Source organism: Pontibacter arcticus, assembly GCF_003284895.1.
GTDB classification, from domain to species: domain Bacteria; phylum Bacteroidota; class Bacteroidia; order Cytophagales; family Hymenobacteraceae; genus Pontibacter; species Pontibacter arcticus.
The window spans coordinates 441,110-459,025 of sequence record NZ_QMDV01000002.1 but is presented as its reverse complement, the minus strand read 5'-3'; the positions used below and the strand labels follow the sequence as shown (position 1 = coordinate 459,025).

16 protein-coding genes are annotated in these 17,916 nt (G+C 37.7%); 9 read left to right on the top strand and 7 right to left on the bottom strand.

Going from position 1 to position 17,916, the window contains the following annotated elements:
* The first annotated feature begins 44 nt into the window (after window positions 1–44).
* The 7 genes from DP923_RS07120 to DP923_RS07090 all read left to right on the top strand — a co-directional run bounded on the left by DP923_RS07120 (window position 45) and on the right by DP923_RS07090 (window position 6,176).
* The gene (locus DP923_RS07120) at window positions 45–260 is read left to right on the top strand and encodes a DUF3098 domain-containing protein (protein WP_112305154.1); all 216 of its coding nucleotides are present in this window, start codon (window positions 45–47) and stop codon (window positions 258–260) included.
* On the top strand, window positions 261–1,094 hold the full coding sequence (locus DP923_RS07115; RefSeq protein ID WP_112305153.1) for an undecaprenyl-diphosphate phosphatase: 834 nt from the start codon (window positions 261–263) through the stop codon (window positions 1,092–1,094).
* A 2-nt stretch (window positions 1,095–1,096) separates the two neighbouring features.
* Window positions 1,097–1,795: a tRNA pseudouridine(55) synthase TruB gene (gene truB / locus DP923_RS07110; RefSeq protein ID WP_112305152.1), complete on the top strand. Its 699-nt coding sequence runs from the start codon at window positions 1,097–1,099 to the stop codon at window positions 1,793–1,795.
* Complete coding sequence (locus DP923_RS07105) at window positions 1,779–2,717, top strand: bifunctional riboflavin kinase/FAD synthetase (protein WP_112305151.1); 939 nt, start codon at window positions 1,779–1,781, stop codon at window positions 2,715–2,717. Before truB ends, DP923_RS07105 begins: the two co-directional genes overlap by 17 nt.
* Before the next feature lie 129 nt (window positions 2,718–2,846).
* Window positions 2,847–3,545 carry a CoA transferase subunit A gene (locus DP923_RS07100; protein WP_112305150.1) on the top strand — a complete coding sequence of 233 codons (699 nt, stop codon included), beginning with the start codon at window positions 2,847–2,849 and terminating at the stop codon, window positions 3,543–3,545.
* Window positions 3,546–3,818: 273 nt separating this feature from the next.
* Window positions 3,819–4,475, top strand: coding sequence for a 3-oxoacid CoA-transferase subunit B (locus DP923_RS07095; protein ID WP_112305149.1), 657 nt, complete (start codon window positions 3,819–3,821; stop codon window positions 4,473–4,475).
* Between the two features lie 150 nt (window positions 4,476–4,625).
* Window positions 4,626–6,176, top strand: a complete 1,551-nt coding sequence (locus DP923_RS07090) for a carbon-nitrogen hydrolase family protein (RefSeq protein ID WP_112305148.1) — start codon at window positions 4,626–4,628, stop codon at window positions 6,174–6,176.
* Window positions 6,177–6,241: 65 nt separating this feature from the next.
* Here the strand turns inward: DP923_RS07090 and DP923_RS07085 are convergent, their stop codons facing one another.
* From DP923_RS07085 to DP923_RS07055, 7 genes are all read right to left on the bottom strand, one after another.
* On the bottom strand, window positions 6,242–7,156 hold the full coding sequence (locus tag DP923_RS07085) for a chain length determinant protein (RefSeq protein ID WP_112305147.1): 915 nt from the start codon (window positions 7,154–7,156) through the stop codon (window positions 6,242–6,244).
* A 110-nt stretch (window positions 7,157–7,266) separates the two neighbouring features.
* Entirely contained in the window at window positions 7,267–8,388 is a 1,122-nt protein-coding gene (locus DP923_RS07080) for a glycosyltransferase family 4 protein (RefSeq protein ID WP_112305146.1), read from the bottom strand.
* Window positions 8,389–9,432 carry an O-antigen ligase family protein gene (locus tag DP923_RS07075; protein WP_112305145.1) on the bottom strand — a complete coding sequence of 348 codons (1,044 nt, stop codon included), beginning with the start codon at window positions 9,430–9,432 and terminating at the stop codon, window positions 8,389–8,391.
* Between the two features lie 223 nt (window positions 9,433–9,655).
* A complete protein-coding gene (locus DP923_RS07070) occupies window positions 9,656–10,747 on the bottom strand; it encodes a glycosyltransferase family 4 protein (protein ID WP_112305144.1) in 1,092 nt (363 codons plus the stop codon).
* A gap of 44 nt (window positions 10,748–10,791) precedes the next feature.
* Entirely contained in the window at window positions 10,792–11,919 is a 1,128-nt protein-coding gene (locus tag DP923_RS07065; RefSeq protein ID WP_112305143.1) for a hypothetical protein, read from the bottom strand.
* The gene (locus tag DP923_RS07060) at window positions 11,912–13,006 is read right to left on the bottom strand and encodes a glycosyltransferase (RefSeq protein ID WP_112305142.1); all 1,095 of its coding nucleotides are present in this window, start codon (window positions 13,004–13,006) and stop codon (window positions 11,912–11,914) included. Before DP923_RS07060 ends, DP923_RS07065 begins: the two co-directional genes overlap by 8 nt.
* Window positions 13,007–13,027: 21 nt before the next feature.
* Window positions 13,028–14,323 carry a glycosyltransferase family protein gene (locus DP923_RS07055; protein ID WP_112305141.1) on the bottom strand — a complete coding sequence of 432 codons (1,296 nt, stop codon included), beginning with the start codon at window positions 14,321–14,323 and terminating at the stop codon, window positions 13,028–13,030.
* Window positions 14,324–14,873: 550 nt separating this feature from the next.
* On the opposite strand from DP923_RS07055, the gene DP923_RS07050 reads away from it, so the two are divergent.
* Window positions 14,874–16,244, top strand: a complete 1,371-nt coding sequence (locus DP923_RS07050) for an MATE family efflux transporter (RefSeq protein WP_112305140.1) — start codon at window positions 14,874–14,876, stop codon at window positions 16,242–16,244.
* A 169-nt stretch (window positions 16,245–16,413) separates the two neighbouring features.
* A complete protein-coding gene (locus DP923_RS07045; RefSeq protein WP_112305139.1) occupies window positions 16,414–17,814 on the top strand; it encodes an undecaprenyl-phosphate glucose phosphotransferase in 1,401 nt (466 codons plus the stop codon).
* Window positions 17,815–17,916: the final 102 nt, after the last annotated feature.

Sequence of the window (17,916 nt, the reverse complement as noted above, 5' to 3'; positions counted from 1 at the left end):
GCCTTGCTACCACCTGAAATTTATAAAACAGAATTAAGCTGAACATGGAAGAGAAAAACAAACTTGCCTTCGGTAGATTAAATTACATCCTGATGCTGGCCGGTATACTTGTACTTGCAGTGGGTTTCTTTATCATGACCCTCGATACGGAACCATACGGCCTGGGCTTTATGGGCATCACACTTGGCCCGTTGGTCGTGTTGGCAGGTTTTGGAATAGAGTTGTTTGCTATTTTGGTTAAAGATAAATCGCAGAAATAAATGAGCATTTGGCAAGCTATTATTTTAGCGATTATTGAAGGATTAACAGAGTTTTTACCGGTTTCTTCTACCGGACACATGATCATAGCCGCCAGCCTGATGGGCATAAACGAGCTACCGATCACCAAAATTTTTGAAGTAAACATCCAGTTCGGCGCCATACTTTCGGTGGTGGTTTTATACTGGAGGCGTTTTATTACAGGTATAGATCTTTACAAAAAGCTACTGGCCGCTTTCATCCCAACGGTGCTAATTGGTTTTTTTCTCATGGATATCATTGATGCCATGCTTGAAAGTGTGGCCGTAACAGCCACGATGCTGGTTATTGGCGGTGTTATCCTTTTGTTTGTAGATAAGTGGTTCAGACATGCTGAGAAGCAGGAGATCACCTATAAAAACGCTTTCTTTATTGGCCTGTTCCAGTGCCTGGCCATGGTTCCGGGCGTATCGCGCTCTGCAGCTTCTATTATCGGAGGTTTAGCACAGGGCATCGATCGTAAAACGGCTGCTGAGTTTTCGTTTTTCCTGGCGGTGCCTACGATGCTGGCCGCAGCCGGTTATAAGTTTGTGAAAGACCTGCTTAAGTTAGAAATTTCTGATGTACTTACATTTGACCTAGAGAAGATTCAGCAGAGTTTTATGGCTATCTCGAGCCACGATATTGAATTGTTGCTTATCGGAAATGCTGTTGCTTTTGTAGTGGCGATGTTCGCTATAAAGTTCTTTATCAGCTTCCTGACCAAGTATGGCTTTAAGATGTTTGGCTATTACCGTATTGCGTTAGGTGTTGTTTTGCTGGCCTTACTGGCTATGGGCGTTGATTTAAAAGTATAAGTATGAAAACCTACGATTTTGCCGCCGGCGAAATATTATTGCTCGATAAGCCCCTCAACTGGACTTCTTTTGATGTGGTAAAAAAAGTACGCAACACCATCCGCGAAAAGAAGATCGGCCACGCCGGCACCCTGGACCCACTGGCAACCGGCCTGCTTATACTTTGCACCGGCAAGTATACCAAGCGCATCGAAGAAATTCAGAACCAGGAAAAAGAATACACCGGAAGTATACGCTTAGGCGAAGTTACGCCGTCTTATGACCGGGAAACAGAAGTTACCGAAACCCGCGATATCAGTCACCTGACACCGGAAGCCATACAAGCCGCCGCCGCAACTTTTGTAGGAACCATAGAGCAGATCCCTCCTATTTATTCGGCGGTGATGGTAGATGGCAAACGGGCCTACGACCTGGCCCGCAAAGGCAAATCAGCAGAGCTTAAAGCCCGTACCATAACAATTAAAGCGTTTGATATTACCGCTATTGAAGGCGCCGAAGTATACTTTAAAGTGATCTGCACGAAAGGGACATACATCCGCAGTTTAGCCCATGACCTGGGGCAGGTATTAGGTTGCGGTGCACATCTTTCCTCGCTCCGCCGTACCCGCATCGGAGATTTTAAAGCAGATGATGCCCTGAGCATTGAGGATATCCAGGAAATAAGAAAACAACAACTGGCCGCGAATGAAAGTAATTCGTGATATAGCAGATTTCCCGAAACTGAGCCATGCCGTTGTTACCAGCGGCACGTTTGATGGCGTGCACGTAGGCCACCAGAAAATACTAAAGCGTGTAACAGAACGTGCCAAGCAAAGTAACGGGCAAAGTGTTGTGATTACCTATTGGCCGCATCCGCGCCTGGTGCTCTTCCCTGAAGACAACAATCTCAAGCTGCTTTCTACAATCGAGGAACGCATCGCGCAACTCCGCAGCTACGCCATTGATTATCTTCTGATCATTCCATTTACAAAAGAATTTTCCAGAACCAGCTCCCGCACGTTTATAACCGATATCCTTGTAAAAGCGATCGGCACAAAAGTTTTGGTGATTGGCTACGACCATCGGTTCGGCAAAAACCGCGAAGGCAGCTTTGAACACCTGAAAGCCCGCTCGCAACAATACGGGTTTGAAGTAGAAGAAATTCCGCGCGAAGATGTGGATGAGATCGGTGTAAGCTCTACCAAGATCCGGAAGGCGCTGGAAAACGGCCAAGTACATACCGCTTCTCAATACCTGGGGCGGCCTTATACCTTAACTTCAGTGGTAGAAGAAGGCGATAAAATTGGCCGCACCATCGGCTACCCTACCGCCAACCTAGCCTTACATGAAAAACACAAACTGATACCCGGAAATGGCGTGTATGCCGTGCGGGTTAAAATTGGTGATGAGCAATATACCGGCATGATGAATATCGGGATGCGCCCCACAGTGGCAGGTAAAGTGCTTCGCCTGGAGGTAAACATACTTGATTTTGACCGGGATATCTACGGGCAAAGCATAACGGTTGAGTTTGTAGAGCAGCTGCGCCTCGAGCAGAAATTCGAAAACCTGGACCAGCTTAAAGCACAACTGCAACGCGACAAAGATGCCACCATCCAAGTCTTCAGAACTAACAAAGTATAAAACGACATCTTCCTACCTCAAAACAGCAAGCCATACTTTCATTATGGCTTTTTTTGTATAATTTAGCTTTAGAAGTATACTTTATACTTTCATTTAAAAAAAGACTTACTCGCTAATACATATTCAACTATGATTAATAAAACTGTAAAAAATGCACAGGAAGCCCTGCAAGGTATAACAGATGGTATGACCCTGATGCTGGGCGGATTCGGTTTGTGCGGTATCCCGGAAAATGCCATTCAGGAATTGCTGCGTTTGGGCGTTAAAGACCTGACCTGCATTTCGAATAACGCCGGTGTTGATGATTTCGGGATTGGCCTTCTCCTGCAGAAGCGCCAGGTTAAAAAAATGATTTCCAGCTATGTTGGCGAAAACGCAGAATTTGAGCGCCAGCTTTTATCCGGAGAACTGGAAGTAGAATTAACCCCACAGGGCACACTGGCAGAGCGTATTCGTGCCGGCGGCGCTGGAATTCCTGCCTTTTTTACGCCAGCCGGTTATGGCACCGAAGTAGGCGAAGGCAAAGAAAGTCGCGAGTTTAACGGAAAAATGTATTTAATGGAATCGTGGCTGAAAGCAGATTTTGCTTTTGTGAAAGCCTGGAAAGGCGATACGGCGGGCAACCTGATCTACAAAGGTACAGCCCGCAATTTTAACCCGATGATGGCGACTGCTGGCAAAATAACTGTAGCCGAAGTAGAGGAATTAGTACCGGCCGGAGAGCTCGATCCGAACGAAATTCATACACCAGGCATTTTTGTGCAGCGCATTTTCCAGGGCGAAAAGTATGAAAAGCGCATCGAGCAGAAAACGGTTCGCACGGTTTAATGTGCTAATTTTTAGTTTGCTACTATTTATATTCTGCGCTATTATACCCACCCCTAACCCCTCCAAGGAGGGGAATTCGATTTGCTAGTGCGGAATGTAAAGTTTTTAGAACGAATAATTAATTCCCCTCCTCGGAGGGGTTAGGGGTGGGTTTCTCTCTATAGCAAAACAAAATCATCATAAGCTCAAAGTATAAACTAAAGCAGGAAGATAAAATTTATAGCTTAACATCTTCATATCTGCAAATTTCCAAATCCCCAAATTACGAAAGAAATGAGTCTTGATAAACACGGCATAGCGAAACGCATCGCACAGGAAGTAGAAAATGGCATGTACGTTAACCTCGGCATCGGTATCCCGACGCTGGTTGCGAATTACCTGCCACAAGGTATAGAAGTAGTGCTGCAATCCGAAAACGGGTTGCTGGGCATGGGCCCTTTCCCAACGGAAGACGAAGTAGACGCCGACCTTATTAATGCGGGTAAGCAGACCATTACAACATTGTCTGGTTCTTCCATCTTCAGTTCGGCTGATAGCTTTGGGATGATACGAGGCGAGCACGTGCATTTAACTATACTTGGAGCGATGGAGGTTTCGGAGCGCGGCGATATAGCCAACTGGAAAATACCAGGAAAAATGGTAAAAGGCATGGGCGGTGCGATGGATTTGGTAGCATCAGCAAAGAACATCATCGTTGCCATGCAGCATACCGCCCGCGATGGGTCGTCTAAGTTGTTAAAGAACTGCACATTGCCCATTACTGGCCTTAACTGTGTAAAAAAGATCGTAACCGATTTAGCTGTAATTGAAGTGACCGACAAAGGTTTTAAACTACTGGAGCGCGCACCGGGCGTTAGTGTGGAAGACATCCAGAAAGCAACCGAAGGCCACCTGATTGTGGAAGGAGAAATTCCGGAAGTACAACTCTAAGCGTAATTAAAAAGTATAAACCAGGGGGCGCAGTTTCCAAGACTGCGCTTTTTCAATTCGTATAAAGTATACAATGGCCAATCCAGATGCAATAGCTATACTAAAAGACTTGCAAGTATACTTCCTTACCAAACAAAGATGTAGATTACCATGAGTGAAAAAAGCGACGATCACACAGAACATAGATTATTACTCCGTCAGCTGGAGTTAAAAGATTACAAAGAGCTGAAAGAAATAATGGACATCGTTTACTCGAACATAGACGGTGCCTGGACCAGAAAAGAATTCTCTAACCTACTCAAAAAATTTCCGGAAGGCCAGATCTGTATCGAAGACAAAGGCCGCGTTATTGCCGTTGCCCTGAGCCTGATTATCGATTACACGGCCTACGGCGACAAACATACTTATGAGCAGATCATTGATAAAGGTACGTTCAAATCACATGACCCGGACGGCGACACCTTATACGGCATCGATGTTTTTGTACACCCGGAGTACCGAAACCTGCGCCTGGGTCGTCGTTTGTATGATGCACGTAAAGAGATTTGCGAGAACCTGAACCTGCGTGGCATTATTGCCGGTGGCCGAATTCCTGGTTATAAGGATTATGCCGATAAGTTAACGCCAGCCAAGTATATTGAGATGGTTCGGAACAAAGAGCTGTCAGACCCGGTACTTTCTTTTCAGCTTAGTAACGGTTTTCACGTTCGTAAGATATTAAAGGGTTATTTGCCCGACGATACCGAATCCAAAGCCTACGCTACCCTCCTCGAGTGGATAAATGTATACTTTGAGGAAAAAGAAAAACTGGTTGGCGGCAAGAAAACGGTTGTCCGGATAGGGATTGTGCAATGGCAGATGCGTGCCGTAAAATCGCTGGATGATATGATGCAGCAGATCGAGTTTTATGTGGATACGGTAAGCTCCTATAAATCTGATGTGGTCTTGTTTCCGGAGTTTTTCAACGCCCCCTTGATGGCACTTACCAAAGAGGACTCTCCTTCCGAAGCGATCCGAAGTATGGCGGAATACACCGAGGAAATCCGCGAGCGCATGATTCACCTGGCACTGTCGTACAACATCAATATCATAGCCGGTAGTATGCCGGAGTATTACGACAATAAGCTATATAACGTAAGTTACCTGTGCCGCCGTGATGGTACCTATGACAAGCAATACAAACTGCATGTAACCCCCGACGAATCGCATTACTGGGGGATGCGTGGCGGCCATAAACTCAAAATATTTGATACGGATATCGGAAAGATTGGCATCCTGATCTGCTACGATGTAGAGTTCCCGGAGCTGGCTCGTATGCTATCTGACATGGACATGAAGATTCTGTTCGTACCTTTCTGGACCGATACCAAAAACGCATACTTACGTGTTAGATTGTGCGCGCAGGCGCGTGCCATCGAAAACGAATGTTATGTAGCGATAACCGGTAGCGTAGGTAACCTGCCAAAAGTAGAGAACATGGACATCCAATACTCGCAGTCGGCTGTCTTCTCTCCTTCTGACTTTGCTTTTCCGCATGATGCTGTGATAGCAGAAGCAACGCCAAACACAGAGATGACGCTCATAGCCGATCTGGACCTGGATCTGCTGAAAGACCTGAACACCGCAGGCAGCGTCCGCAACCTGAAAGATCGCCGCCGAGACTTGTACAACCTGAGTTGGGTGATGCGCAAGGAAGAGTAAAAAGTATAAAGTATAAAAAAGGCCGCTGTTCTTAATAGAGCAGCGGCCTTTTTTATACCTGGTATTTAAGCTAATTTTCTCTTCCTCTTTGCTTCCAACCTTAAAGCAACCAGTAAACCAATTACAAAAGCGATTAAGCCGCCTAATGCCAGATATTTAAGCAAGTTAGGGCCAGTAGGCCGTGATTGCGGCGAAAAACCGATTACAACCTGCATGTTGTCCAATTGTTCTAATTCAGCCTCCAACTCTGCCTGTTGCTCATACATACTTATACTTTCACGAAATAAGTTTGATGGATCAAGAGGTTCACCGTATACAAACCCATTAACAGGACCGCGTGGAGCTGAAATTTCAGCTTTGATACTATCCATTGAAGAGATTTCTTTTTTCAACTTAGTGATCATTCCTTCAATCTGCCGCTGCTTAATGCGCTTTTGCTTTGCAAAGAACCTATTGTTTTCAAGATAGCTTGTGATAGCTGGCTCCATTTTTTCAAAAAGTTTTCTGTCGTAGAGTTGCAGTTCAATCCTGAAAGGTGACCCAGTCAAAATACTATCCTCTGACACCCGCTCCTGATCCAGGTTAGAAAAGGTTAATTTCTTTATTTGCTTCGCATCCTCTACAGATATTTCCAATCTATCAGCTATTGCATTGAAGTTATCATCATCTACCATAACTGTAAACTTGCTTAATTCATCTTCCACGAATTGATTCCTGATTTCAGCTAATACCAAGGTCATAGAGGAAGTATAATAAGGTTTGGTAACGCTATAGGTTGCGTAGCCCGCTAATGAGCCAATACAAAAAAAAGCTATTAAAAAAATAAACTTCCTCACAATTAAAAGAAGAAACGATTTGAAGCCATGGCTTATTGAATTGGCTGCACTTCTTAGATTACTGAAGATAACGGATATGTCAATTTCATCTTCTCTTGTATACTTCTTTGGATAACTATCCTTATTCTCTTTTTCTTTGTACATTTTATAATAAACTTTCTGCGAAAAATTTGAATCTTCTGTTAAGATTCAATACACTGTTTTTAAATATCTTACACTTATAAATTATACTTCCTAAAACAGGGCAAATAACTCTATAAATTTAAATCCCCACGTTTATCCTCGATGAAAGCTTTAAACTTAGCTTCGAATTTTTCGGTACTAAAGTTCTCAGAGTGGTTTCGAATCAAAGCAGGAACGAAATCGTATGATTTTTTTTCAAAATCCCTAATTGCTTCAATGAGACTACTGGTTGTTTGCTCATAAAAAAATAATCCAGTTTCATTATTCTTTACTGTTTCCAAAGCTCCCCCTCTCCCATAAGCAATTACTGGAGTTCCGCATGCTTGTGCTTCAACAGGGATAATTCCAAAATCTTCTTCTGCGGCAAATACAAAAGCTTTTGCTCGTTGCATATGATCCCTTAGTACTTCAAAAGACTGATAACCCAATATTTTTATATTTGCAGTTGCCTTTTTCTTTATTTTACTAAAATCTGGACCATCACCAATTACAACTAATTCTTTGTCAGGCATCAGAGCAAAAGCTTCTACAATAAGATCAATTTTCTTATAGGGGACCATCCGAGAAGCAGTCAAATAAAAATTTTCTTTCACTTCACATAGTTTGAAGTTTTCTACTGCCACCGGAGGGTAAATCACAATTGCTTCTCTGTTATAAAGCTTTTTGATTCTGCGTGCAATGTAATTTGAATTTGCAATAAAATAATCAACTCTATTAATAGATGCTACATCCCAGTTTCTTAAATAATGTAAAATAACTTTAGCAAAAAGTCCTTTCAGCCCTATTTGTAGATTCGCCTCTTCTAAGTACTGATGATAAAGATCCCATGCATACCTAACAGGTGAGTGGCAATAACAAATATGTAATTGGTTTGCATTAGTAAGAACTCCTTTTGCAACAGCGTAAGACGAAGAAATTATAATATCATACTTTCTTAAATCAAACTGTTCGATAGCTAATGGGAAAAAAGGAAGATAATTTCTATACTTGGTTTTAGCAAAAGGAAGATTTTGAATAAAACTCGTTTTTATACTTTTAGTATCAAAATAACTACCTCTTAAAGCTTCTTCATTTTTTATTATCGTATAAATCGGACTCGGATATATTCTGTGAATACTTTCCAACACTCGCTCGGCTCCCCCAATAAGCGGAAGCCAATCATGAATAATTGCTGTATTAGTTGAAGAAGCCATTTATATTTTAATATTTTTATTGGCCGTATAAACATTATTGCCGACCTGCAGATGGAAAGCAAAAAGAGAATAGAAAAGAGTAAAAATCACAACTCCTTTTTGAGTATCAAATAATGATTCTGAGATAGCACAGATCATGTATAGGATTACAAAGCTATAGAATATAAACTGTTTTTGTTTTATACCATCAACTATAGCAAATAGAAGTACACTTATTAATATTACCAAACCAATAAGTCCCATTGTTAACCACGACTCTAAGTACTGGTTATGTGCATTTAACATTTCCTGAGCTTGCACTGTATAGTTGTTACGGTTATAACAGTCAATTAATAAAAGCCTTGAATCACCTGTCCCAGTTCCTGTTAACCATGTCAAATCAGTATTTAAGACTTCTTTACAACATTTCCAGATACCAAACCTGACATTGAAACTATCAACCATCATAGAACTATACTTCTCGTAAGAAAAGGGCTCAAAATTAATTAAAGCTGTGATAAAACTGTTTACAGCATCGTTTACTAAGAATAGTACATAGAAACTGGCAATAAAAGCAAGTATCACAACAGTACCAATCCATTTATTTCTTCTCTGAAACAGGTAAATCAGGAATACTATAAATGAGCTGATAGCAAAAGCCAAAAACGACATCTTAGCATTTATAATTATCAAGAAAAAGAAGAACCATAGAGCCAGGCTAGTTCCTAAGATTTGTAAGTACAGCTTCCTGATGCTAAATATCAAAGCAAGTATAAAGAATATACAAGATGCACAATATAAACCTAACATAGGTCTGTGCATGAGTATGAGGTCTTGCATGGCCCAAACACGATGTTCAGCTTCAAGAAAACTTAATCCGTTCCTGAATGTTAAAATCGAAATAACAAAACACGATACTATAAATGAAACGACAATTAGGTGTAGTTTTTTTCGTGAGAGAACAGGTATAGATGCTAAAACTAAAGGCAAAATAAATAAAGAAAGCTTTTGCTCAATATCTTTTATTGCACTTTGTATATCACTGGAAATGAGTGCACCGTACATGTAAGTTAGAAAAAATAAAAAAATCGAACTAAATAACTTCGGATTTCTGATAGTAACGGAATTTGAACTATACAAAAACAAAATCCAATAAAGCACAAATAGTATAATTAGCAAGCTATTATACTTTATTGAGAAAGGAAGCGTAATACTTATACCTACCAATAGTAAAAAGAAAACGGAACTATGGTATTTGTAAACAAGGGACTTTAGTTGGTTCACAAAGTTACGCTGTTGGTGTATGTTGTTTGATTAGACTTAACAAAGAGCTGGCACCTTTCCTGAAGCAGAAATTTTTTAGTTGTTCGAAGCCATTTTTTATTAGTTCCTCTTGTAGTTCATCACTTTTATACAACTTTCGTATTGCTTCTGCAATATTGGCAGGTTCATCTGGGTTACAATATAAAGCAGCATCTCCGCAAACTTCAGGTAACGAGGCTCTATTAGAGACAATAACGGGACATCCATATGCCATTGCTTCAAGTGGAGGTAATCCGAAGCCTTCATAAAATGAAGGATAGACAAAACATAAAGCATTCTGATATAGATCTGTTAAACGCTCATCAGAAACATAACCTAAAAATTTTACATTCGGCAAATCCTCTATTATACCTATGCTCTTAAATATTTGCGTGTTATCTCCTCCTACAACAAACAAATTAATGTTAATATCCTGTAGATGATGAAAGGCAGAAATTATACCTCTCACATTCTTCTGTGGGTTCAAGCTGCTAACAGCTAAAACATAAGGTTTTTGGTGTGCTGTATTTCTTTGATGTACACGCTCAATACTTTTAAAAGCCGATGCAGGATATATTACCTCAATTCTATCTGCATTTATACTTAAAAATTTAGCTAATTCCTTTTTAGAAAATTCTGATACAGTTATAATGCCTTTACTTCTCCTTGATGTTACGAAGTAATTTATTTTGTACCATAATCTAAAAATGAAACTATATGCAGCTGGGTAAGCAAAAACGGCACTGTCATGTATTATTGCAAGCTGATTTTTCTTGGTTAGAGGAGATACATTACAAAGGTTAATTAGCAGGTAGTTATAAGAATAGAAAGGCAACTCAAATTGCTCCCATAAATGACCTGTTAAAAAACCTCGTTTTAAAATTTTAACCTTATTAAAAGACATGGTAAATATGGCATAACTAGGGCAGATAAGTATAATTTCATATTTACTACTTAGGCATTCATCTTCAGAAAGAATGCCATCTAATGCTTTAACCAAGCCAATAGCTACCCGCTGAACACCTGTAGTTCTCTGCGTGAGAAAACGGCCATTGATATATATTTTTTGTTTATTCATTTATCCAACATTATGATCAAGAGGGCTACTCCACATTTGTTTGATTAAGATAACTCTTCATGCCTAACTTGCTTTTTAGCCTCTGCTATTGCCAAACCAAAAAAAAGACTTGCAAAAAAACCTGCTCCTTTTACCCAACCCACGTCGAAGAGGGCATGCATATTAAACATCCAAAATGCAGCAGCAGCAGGACTGCTAAAAATTTTAAATTGCCTGGCAATTCTATAGAAGTACTTCGAAAAAAGGCCCAACCCAACAATACCGAAATTGTGTAAGATTTGAAGTATAAAATTATGTGTACCTTCTATTTTGAAGAGTCCGTACTCCTTTATTTTAGAGATGAAAGTTCCAGGACCGTTTCCTAAAAGCAGACTCGTTTTGGAAAAAGTAATTTCCTCCCATGCCTGTTCCCAAAGCATTCCCCTGAAAGAGGCAGTTCTAAACGGAGATGTATTAATATCATTAAGAAAAAAAACAAGATAGGTTAGTACAACTAAGATAAGAATCAGCAAAAAGAAAAAGAGAATTTTAGAAAATAATGCAAGTGTGAATATAAAAGCTAATACAATGGAAGTTTTACTCCCAATAAAAATTAAACAGATACCACCAGTTAATATGATAGAATAAAACAGCAGGTTTTTAGATGTCTTAGCTTTGGAGTATAAAACGTAAATGTAAACTATTTCATAAATGGATGAGATTCCGTTTTTGTGTAGCATTCCATTGTTAAATAAATAGGAACGCTCCCAGTCTACTCCATAAAGCAACGCATGACCAAACATTAAAACCGAGAAAATAACAAAGAATGCGTTAAGTGCATGATGAGCTGCAACGCAAAAGCTTGGATAAGTATAATCTAAGCTAACTAGCAGTAACGGTATAATTATAAAAAACAAGTATGTAGCAATTATGTCTTTATAATCATAGGATACCTCCCAATAATTTATGGCGATAAGAATGTAAAGGGTAAAAAATATAAAAAAATAAAGTTGATCTGGAACGTTGACTATTTTTTCAGTTTTATAAGTATAAATGCCAGATATTAAAGTCCAAAGACCCAATATAGCACCTACAACAGCAAAGCCAGTATTATTTAATACAAGAGCGCTTGCCATGAACAAAAGCAACAGCGCACAGAATAGAATATAATTAGTGTTATGTATTTTAGACAATCTCTTTATAAACTTTAATAGTCTGGTCTACTATTGACTCCTGTGTATAATATGCCAAAGCTCTTTGGTAGCCTTTTTCCTGATAAGTATGTAATGTTTCACTATTTAATAATGAATTTATGCATTTCTTGCACTCAGCAACGTTGCCTTCCTCAAATACCAAACCCGCATTTCCGATTACGTTAGGAATTTCGCCTGAACTTGATCCAATTACGGCTACTTTACAGGCCATAGCTTCTGGCAATACTCTTCCAAACTGCTCTTTCCATTTCTTACCAGTTAATGAAGGGAGAATCAATGTGTCAAAAGAGGCGATGTGTTCAGCTACATCAGTAGAAGATACACCCCCCAAAAACTTCACTTGATTTTCTATATGATTTCTTTTTAAAATTTTTTGTAGTTCAGTTTGATAGGGTCCGGTTCCTATTATTGTTAAATGAACAGATGGTAAATTCTTCATAGCATTAATAACTGTCTGAATTCCTTTCTCTTCAATAACACGACCTACAAAACCAACAGACAGTTTAAAATCAGGACAAACTGTATACTTTTTAATTGCGCGCGGATAAAAAGTTGTAGTATCTATTCCAAACTGAGGTATAACAGAAATATTTTTATTATATCCTTTCTTTTTTACTATTTCAACAGCTTCCTCATTACCAGCAATCACATAATCTATGTTATTTAATACATACTGCTTAAGATGATTAAATGGAAATGGATAATTCCGGAACAGATTTTCCCATGTAAAACATAAGGTTTTAATATTCAGTTTTTTGCAAATCCTAAGAATCTGGCCGGTTACTAAACTAAAGGGCTCCTCGTCAATATGAACTATATCAGGATTTATATCTTTTATTATTTTCTCAATTCCCCAATAAAAATGTAAGTGGTTTTTACCTTCCAGGGTGGTTCTAACTTTAATATGCTTAAAACTACCAGGGGGCTTTAATTCCTCCTCAACATAATAAGGCCATTTAAAAGGCGTAATCAGTGTTAAGTCAACAAACTTCCCGATAAGCTCAGCTTTGCTGTGCGTAGAACTTACCAGCATAGCCTTTGATATTAAAATTACTTTGAAAGCCATAATTAAAATACTACAATAATCTTATTTCTGATTTTTTTTAAGCATACCTTCGTGCTTAAATCCTATTTCTTTATGTAAACCTTTGATTAAGAAGGTTTGATTTTCAGGCCTTACATAGCGCATAGCGAATTTCATCAGCAGGACATATTTTTCAAAGCCTAAAGTTAACTTCAATGTCTTCATCATCCGATTGAGAATTTTCCGTTTCCTATCGAAACCTGCTATGTTACGATCATTTAGACGGTCGATATTTGTATTGCCAGATGTTATCAAATCGCTTTTCTTTAGAAGATTAAAGAAAGAGTCATGAGAAGTTGAAAAAGGATCTGTAAATTTAAGACCTTCTTCTGTTAAGCTACGGTATAATCGCCTTTGGAAATTATTGATTTTCTTACCGTTATCAAAATGAGCAAAAGTATAAGGCCATTTAATTGTTTCTTCAAAGCCATTGGCTAATACAGAATTTCTATAAAGATTCATCAACGGCTTTAGATCAGGAAAATCTTCTAACGTAAATGCAGGATGATATTTATGCACATATGTTAAGTTATTAGGATCAAAACCTGCGAAATGAAAAAAGACTAAAGGATTATCTTCTTTCTTACTATCTAATTTGTGAGTTACATTATAAGTTTGGTTAATTCTTACAACAGCACGTTCATGTATATTCCAAAAAGCCATATTATGGCCTAAATTTCGGGAAATGTGAACACCCTTTTCGAAAAGGACAGGTATAAAATCCATCCATTTCTGATCTGTATGAAAGCCATCAATCTTATCAGCATAACATTTATCGATAAGCCTGTGCTCCCACCAACTTGCTATATACCTCCCCTCATCAGAATTTTTAATGGCTACAAACCCAAGGTTGAACATTCCTAAGAAAAGAATACCTCCTTCAGGAACAGTACCTGAATAATTGAGCTCAGGGGTTATAAAATGCGGTGTTAATACAATGAAATTATTGTCTAAGATTTCAAAAATGTGATCAATTTTATTAAAGACATATATATCCGGATCAAAGTATATTAGCTTATTATATCCTTGCCCAAATAAATGACTGAAAACAAATGGCTTAATAGCAGTGCAATACTCCGTTACATTATATTTAAAAGCTAAATCTTTCAGATTAGGAACACCTAATTTATCTGCCTCCAGAATTTTATATTTCTCGTTCTCAATAGAAATATAGCCATCATTTGCATCTGCGATAACAATATAAAAGTCTAAATCAGGGTGAAGGGTTTTTAAAGAATCACCTAAAGTACGGGCAAGAGATAAATAGTTTTTAGCTACAATGGTAAATACTGCATTCATTTCATTTTATTTAAAACAAATAAGTACAAAATATTGATGATTAAATTTGTGATCTTACTTGTTGTGGAATTTAGCTGTTTTAAGTTCAGATTTAATAAATTTTAATTTTAAAAGTATAATTAACGCTTCACAACTCTTTTTTATTTAAATGTGATACAAAGTTAATTGATTTGCTTGCTAGTACAATAGTATGTTATGTAGTTGAGTTAAAAATATAATTTAAAGTATCTTTGCAATCCTATTACCTAATTTTAGGCCAGAGATTGTTTAAATATGTATGATTCTTTAATAATAAATAACCAATAATCAGCTTAGAAATACAACAGTGCAATCACAAAATTCTTTAAGCCCCTATTTTGTTTATAGATAAAATCTTATTAAAACGGGTTATTTAATACATTTACTAAATAATAATTTTACAACCGTTGAATGCTATCATCAAAAAATAATAAGATTAGCAAGCTGTAAGGATTTTGAATAATTATTAATTCCCGGCCGAAAATACTCTATATAAAATTATTGACGCCGTACCGTTCCCTAATATTTAAAAATGTATTTAAATAAGTTAAGCAGATATCTTAATATTGATCAGGATATACTTTATTCAATAGCTTTAAAGCTTTGGAGCGTTATTAAAACGCCCTTGTCTTTTTACTTTATAACGCAGTATCTAACAATTGATGAGCAAGGATATTGGTACACGTTTATCAATCTGGGTGCGCTTTCCGTGTTTGCAGAATTAGGTTTTACTACAATAATTACACAATACGTAAGCCACGAGTTTGCCCATCTCGAACTAAATAGAAATAAAAGGTTAACCGGATCATCTGAAGCACTTGAGAAGATAATTTCATTGATTAAATTTACTTTCAAAGTTTATTCGTACCTCATACCATTAGGAATAATAATACTTTCTTTTGTAGGCGTACTATTTTTTAGTAAGTATGATGCATACTCTTCCATTACTTTAGCTTGGATTGTTTATGCCTTCACAGGAGGATTAACCTTACTTGTATCGTATGTGGGAGCATTACTACAAGGCTTAGATAAAGTAAAAGAAGTACTAAAAATAAATCTTATATCCGGTTTTCTCAGTGTTTTTTCAATTTGGATTAGTCTTTATTTCAATCTTAAACTTTGGGCTCTAAGTGTTGGTGGGTTTGTTTTGATTATATCAACGCTTGTTCTTTATATAAATCAACTGGGTCCGCTGTATTTTCAGATCTCTAAATTTAAAATAAAGACAAAATTTAGTTGGTTTAAAGAGATTATGCCTCTTCAAATAAAGTTTTCTTTAAGCTGGATATCGAGTTATTTTGTATTTTATTTCGCTGTACCAATCACAATGTATTTTTTAGGAGCAGAAGAAGCTGGCAGGTTAGGAATTTCGATCTCTATAACCACTGCTATGTTACATCTTGCACATGCTTGGATATCTACAAAGACGCCTTTGCTTAATATGCTTGTATCTAAAAGAGAATTTGGTTTAATGGACCAAAAGTTTAATTCTCTTCACTCCAGTAGCATTATTGTTTTCATAGTTATTTCAATTATACTTCTGCTAATATATATCTACATTTTTCCAATTTTCACCCTTAATTACAGGTTCCTAACATTACTTCAATTGAGTATACTTTTATGTGCAGAATTACCTAAGTTAATTTACGGAAATTTAGCTGTTTATTTAAGAGCATTTAAAGTAGAACCTTTTCTTCATGTATCCATCATTACAGCAATTTTAACAGTTGTTGCTTTGGTTATAGGCCTTTATTTCTTTGAATCGCTTACAACTGGTCTGATTTTATATATGATCGTGCAATATGTAGCGCTCTTTGCAGGGCTTATAATATTCAGAAATTTTAAAAATAACCGTCTTAAAATGGTAGCGCTAATAGATGAAAATGTAGTAAATAATTCATAGTTAAAACAGGTATATACCATCTTTATTAATTAGCGACTTGAAGTTCTTAGTATTAAATATAATTCTTAAAGTACAGTATTATAATGTAGCAAATAAAGTATTTTTGTTATTTATATCTTTGCGTAGTAACCGTTATTTTAATTCAGAATCGGACTATAATTAAAACTTTGTGCCTGGACTTTATTCCAAATACATCAAATTTACCCATGCTTTAGGAGATTTTGTAGCTATTGCTGTTTCAGCTATGGCAGCTTACTATATTGCACAAGGTGAGCTAACAGGCTTCTTAACATTACTTTACACCAAGTTCTTCCTGTTTTCGCTTGTCGCCTGGTTTTTGTGCGCTGCTTTATTGGGTACTTATCGGTTTAGCAGGGTAATTAATACAAGCACAATCATTTTAAATGCGCTGAAGTTGTTGTTCTTGTACATCTTATTTGTAGAAGCAACACTTAATATATTTGATAGCAATTACCTGCGTCATAGCAATTTCCCTCCTCGCCTATACCTTAATATAAATTATACGATTGTTGCATTCATTGTGCTTGCCTGGCGGCTGGTCGTTTTTTCAATTATCAAGTTACTTCGCAGGAAAGGCTACAATTATAGAAGAATTATTATTGCAGGCTACGGGCAGGCTGGCATCGAACTTCGGAATCAATTTAAAAAACACCCCGAGTACGGGTATAGATTTCTTGGTTTTTTTGATGATTACCGCACAGACCAAAAGGAAGTTGTAGGTACTATAGAAGACATTTATGGCTTTGTGCTGAAAGAAGATGTAGATGAAATCTATTGTTGCCCCATGGAGTTAGAAAAAACTCAATTGGAAAGGCTCATAGATTTTGTTGACAACCACTTTGTGAGGATGAAGTTTTTGCCTGAAGTTGGAAGTATGCCTGACGGAAAGTTCAAAATAGACTTTAACGATCTCTTGCCTGTACTTATCATGCGGTCGATGCCGCTTGATGATGTAATAAACAAGACAATAAAGCGCACTTTCGATATTGTGTTTTCGATATTGGTGCTTGTTTTTATACTTTCATGGCTGATTCCTATTCTGGCTATTTTAATCAGACTAGACTCAAAAGGGCCTATATTCTTTAAACAGGAGCGTTCAGGATTAGATAATAGCGTTTTTAAGTGCTGGAAACTTCGCACCATGTACGTGAACGACGAGGCAAACTTGCACCAGGCACGCAAAGGCGACAAACGCATTACGCCTGTAGGTGCTTTCCTGCGCAAAACCAGTTTAGATGAATTACCTCAGTTTTTTAATGTTCTCGCAGGTCATATGTCTGTGGTAGGACCCAGGCCGCACATGCTGAAGCATACAGAAGAATATTCTCAGACAGTTGATAAATTTATGGTTCGCCATTTTGTAAAGCCCGGTATCACAGGTTTATCTCAAGTGAGAGGCTACAGAGGCGATACATCTGAAGCATATCAGATCAGAGGCCGTATCAAACTCGATATTTTTTACCTGGAAAACTGGTCGTTTATATTAGATCTGAAAATCATTTATTACACTGTTTATAATGTCATTTATGGCGATGAACATGCTTTTTAAAGCAAGGCTGTTTATCAAAGTATAAATCACAAAGTATAATCCTTAAGGATATTATCTTTCTTATCACTCCTAGTTTATAACTCATTAGCAGCCTTTTTTATA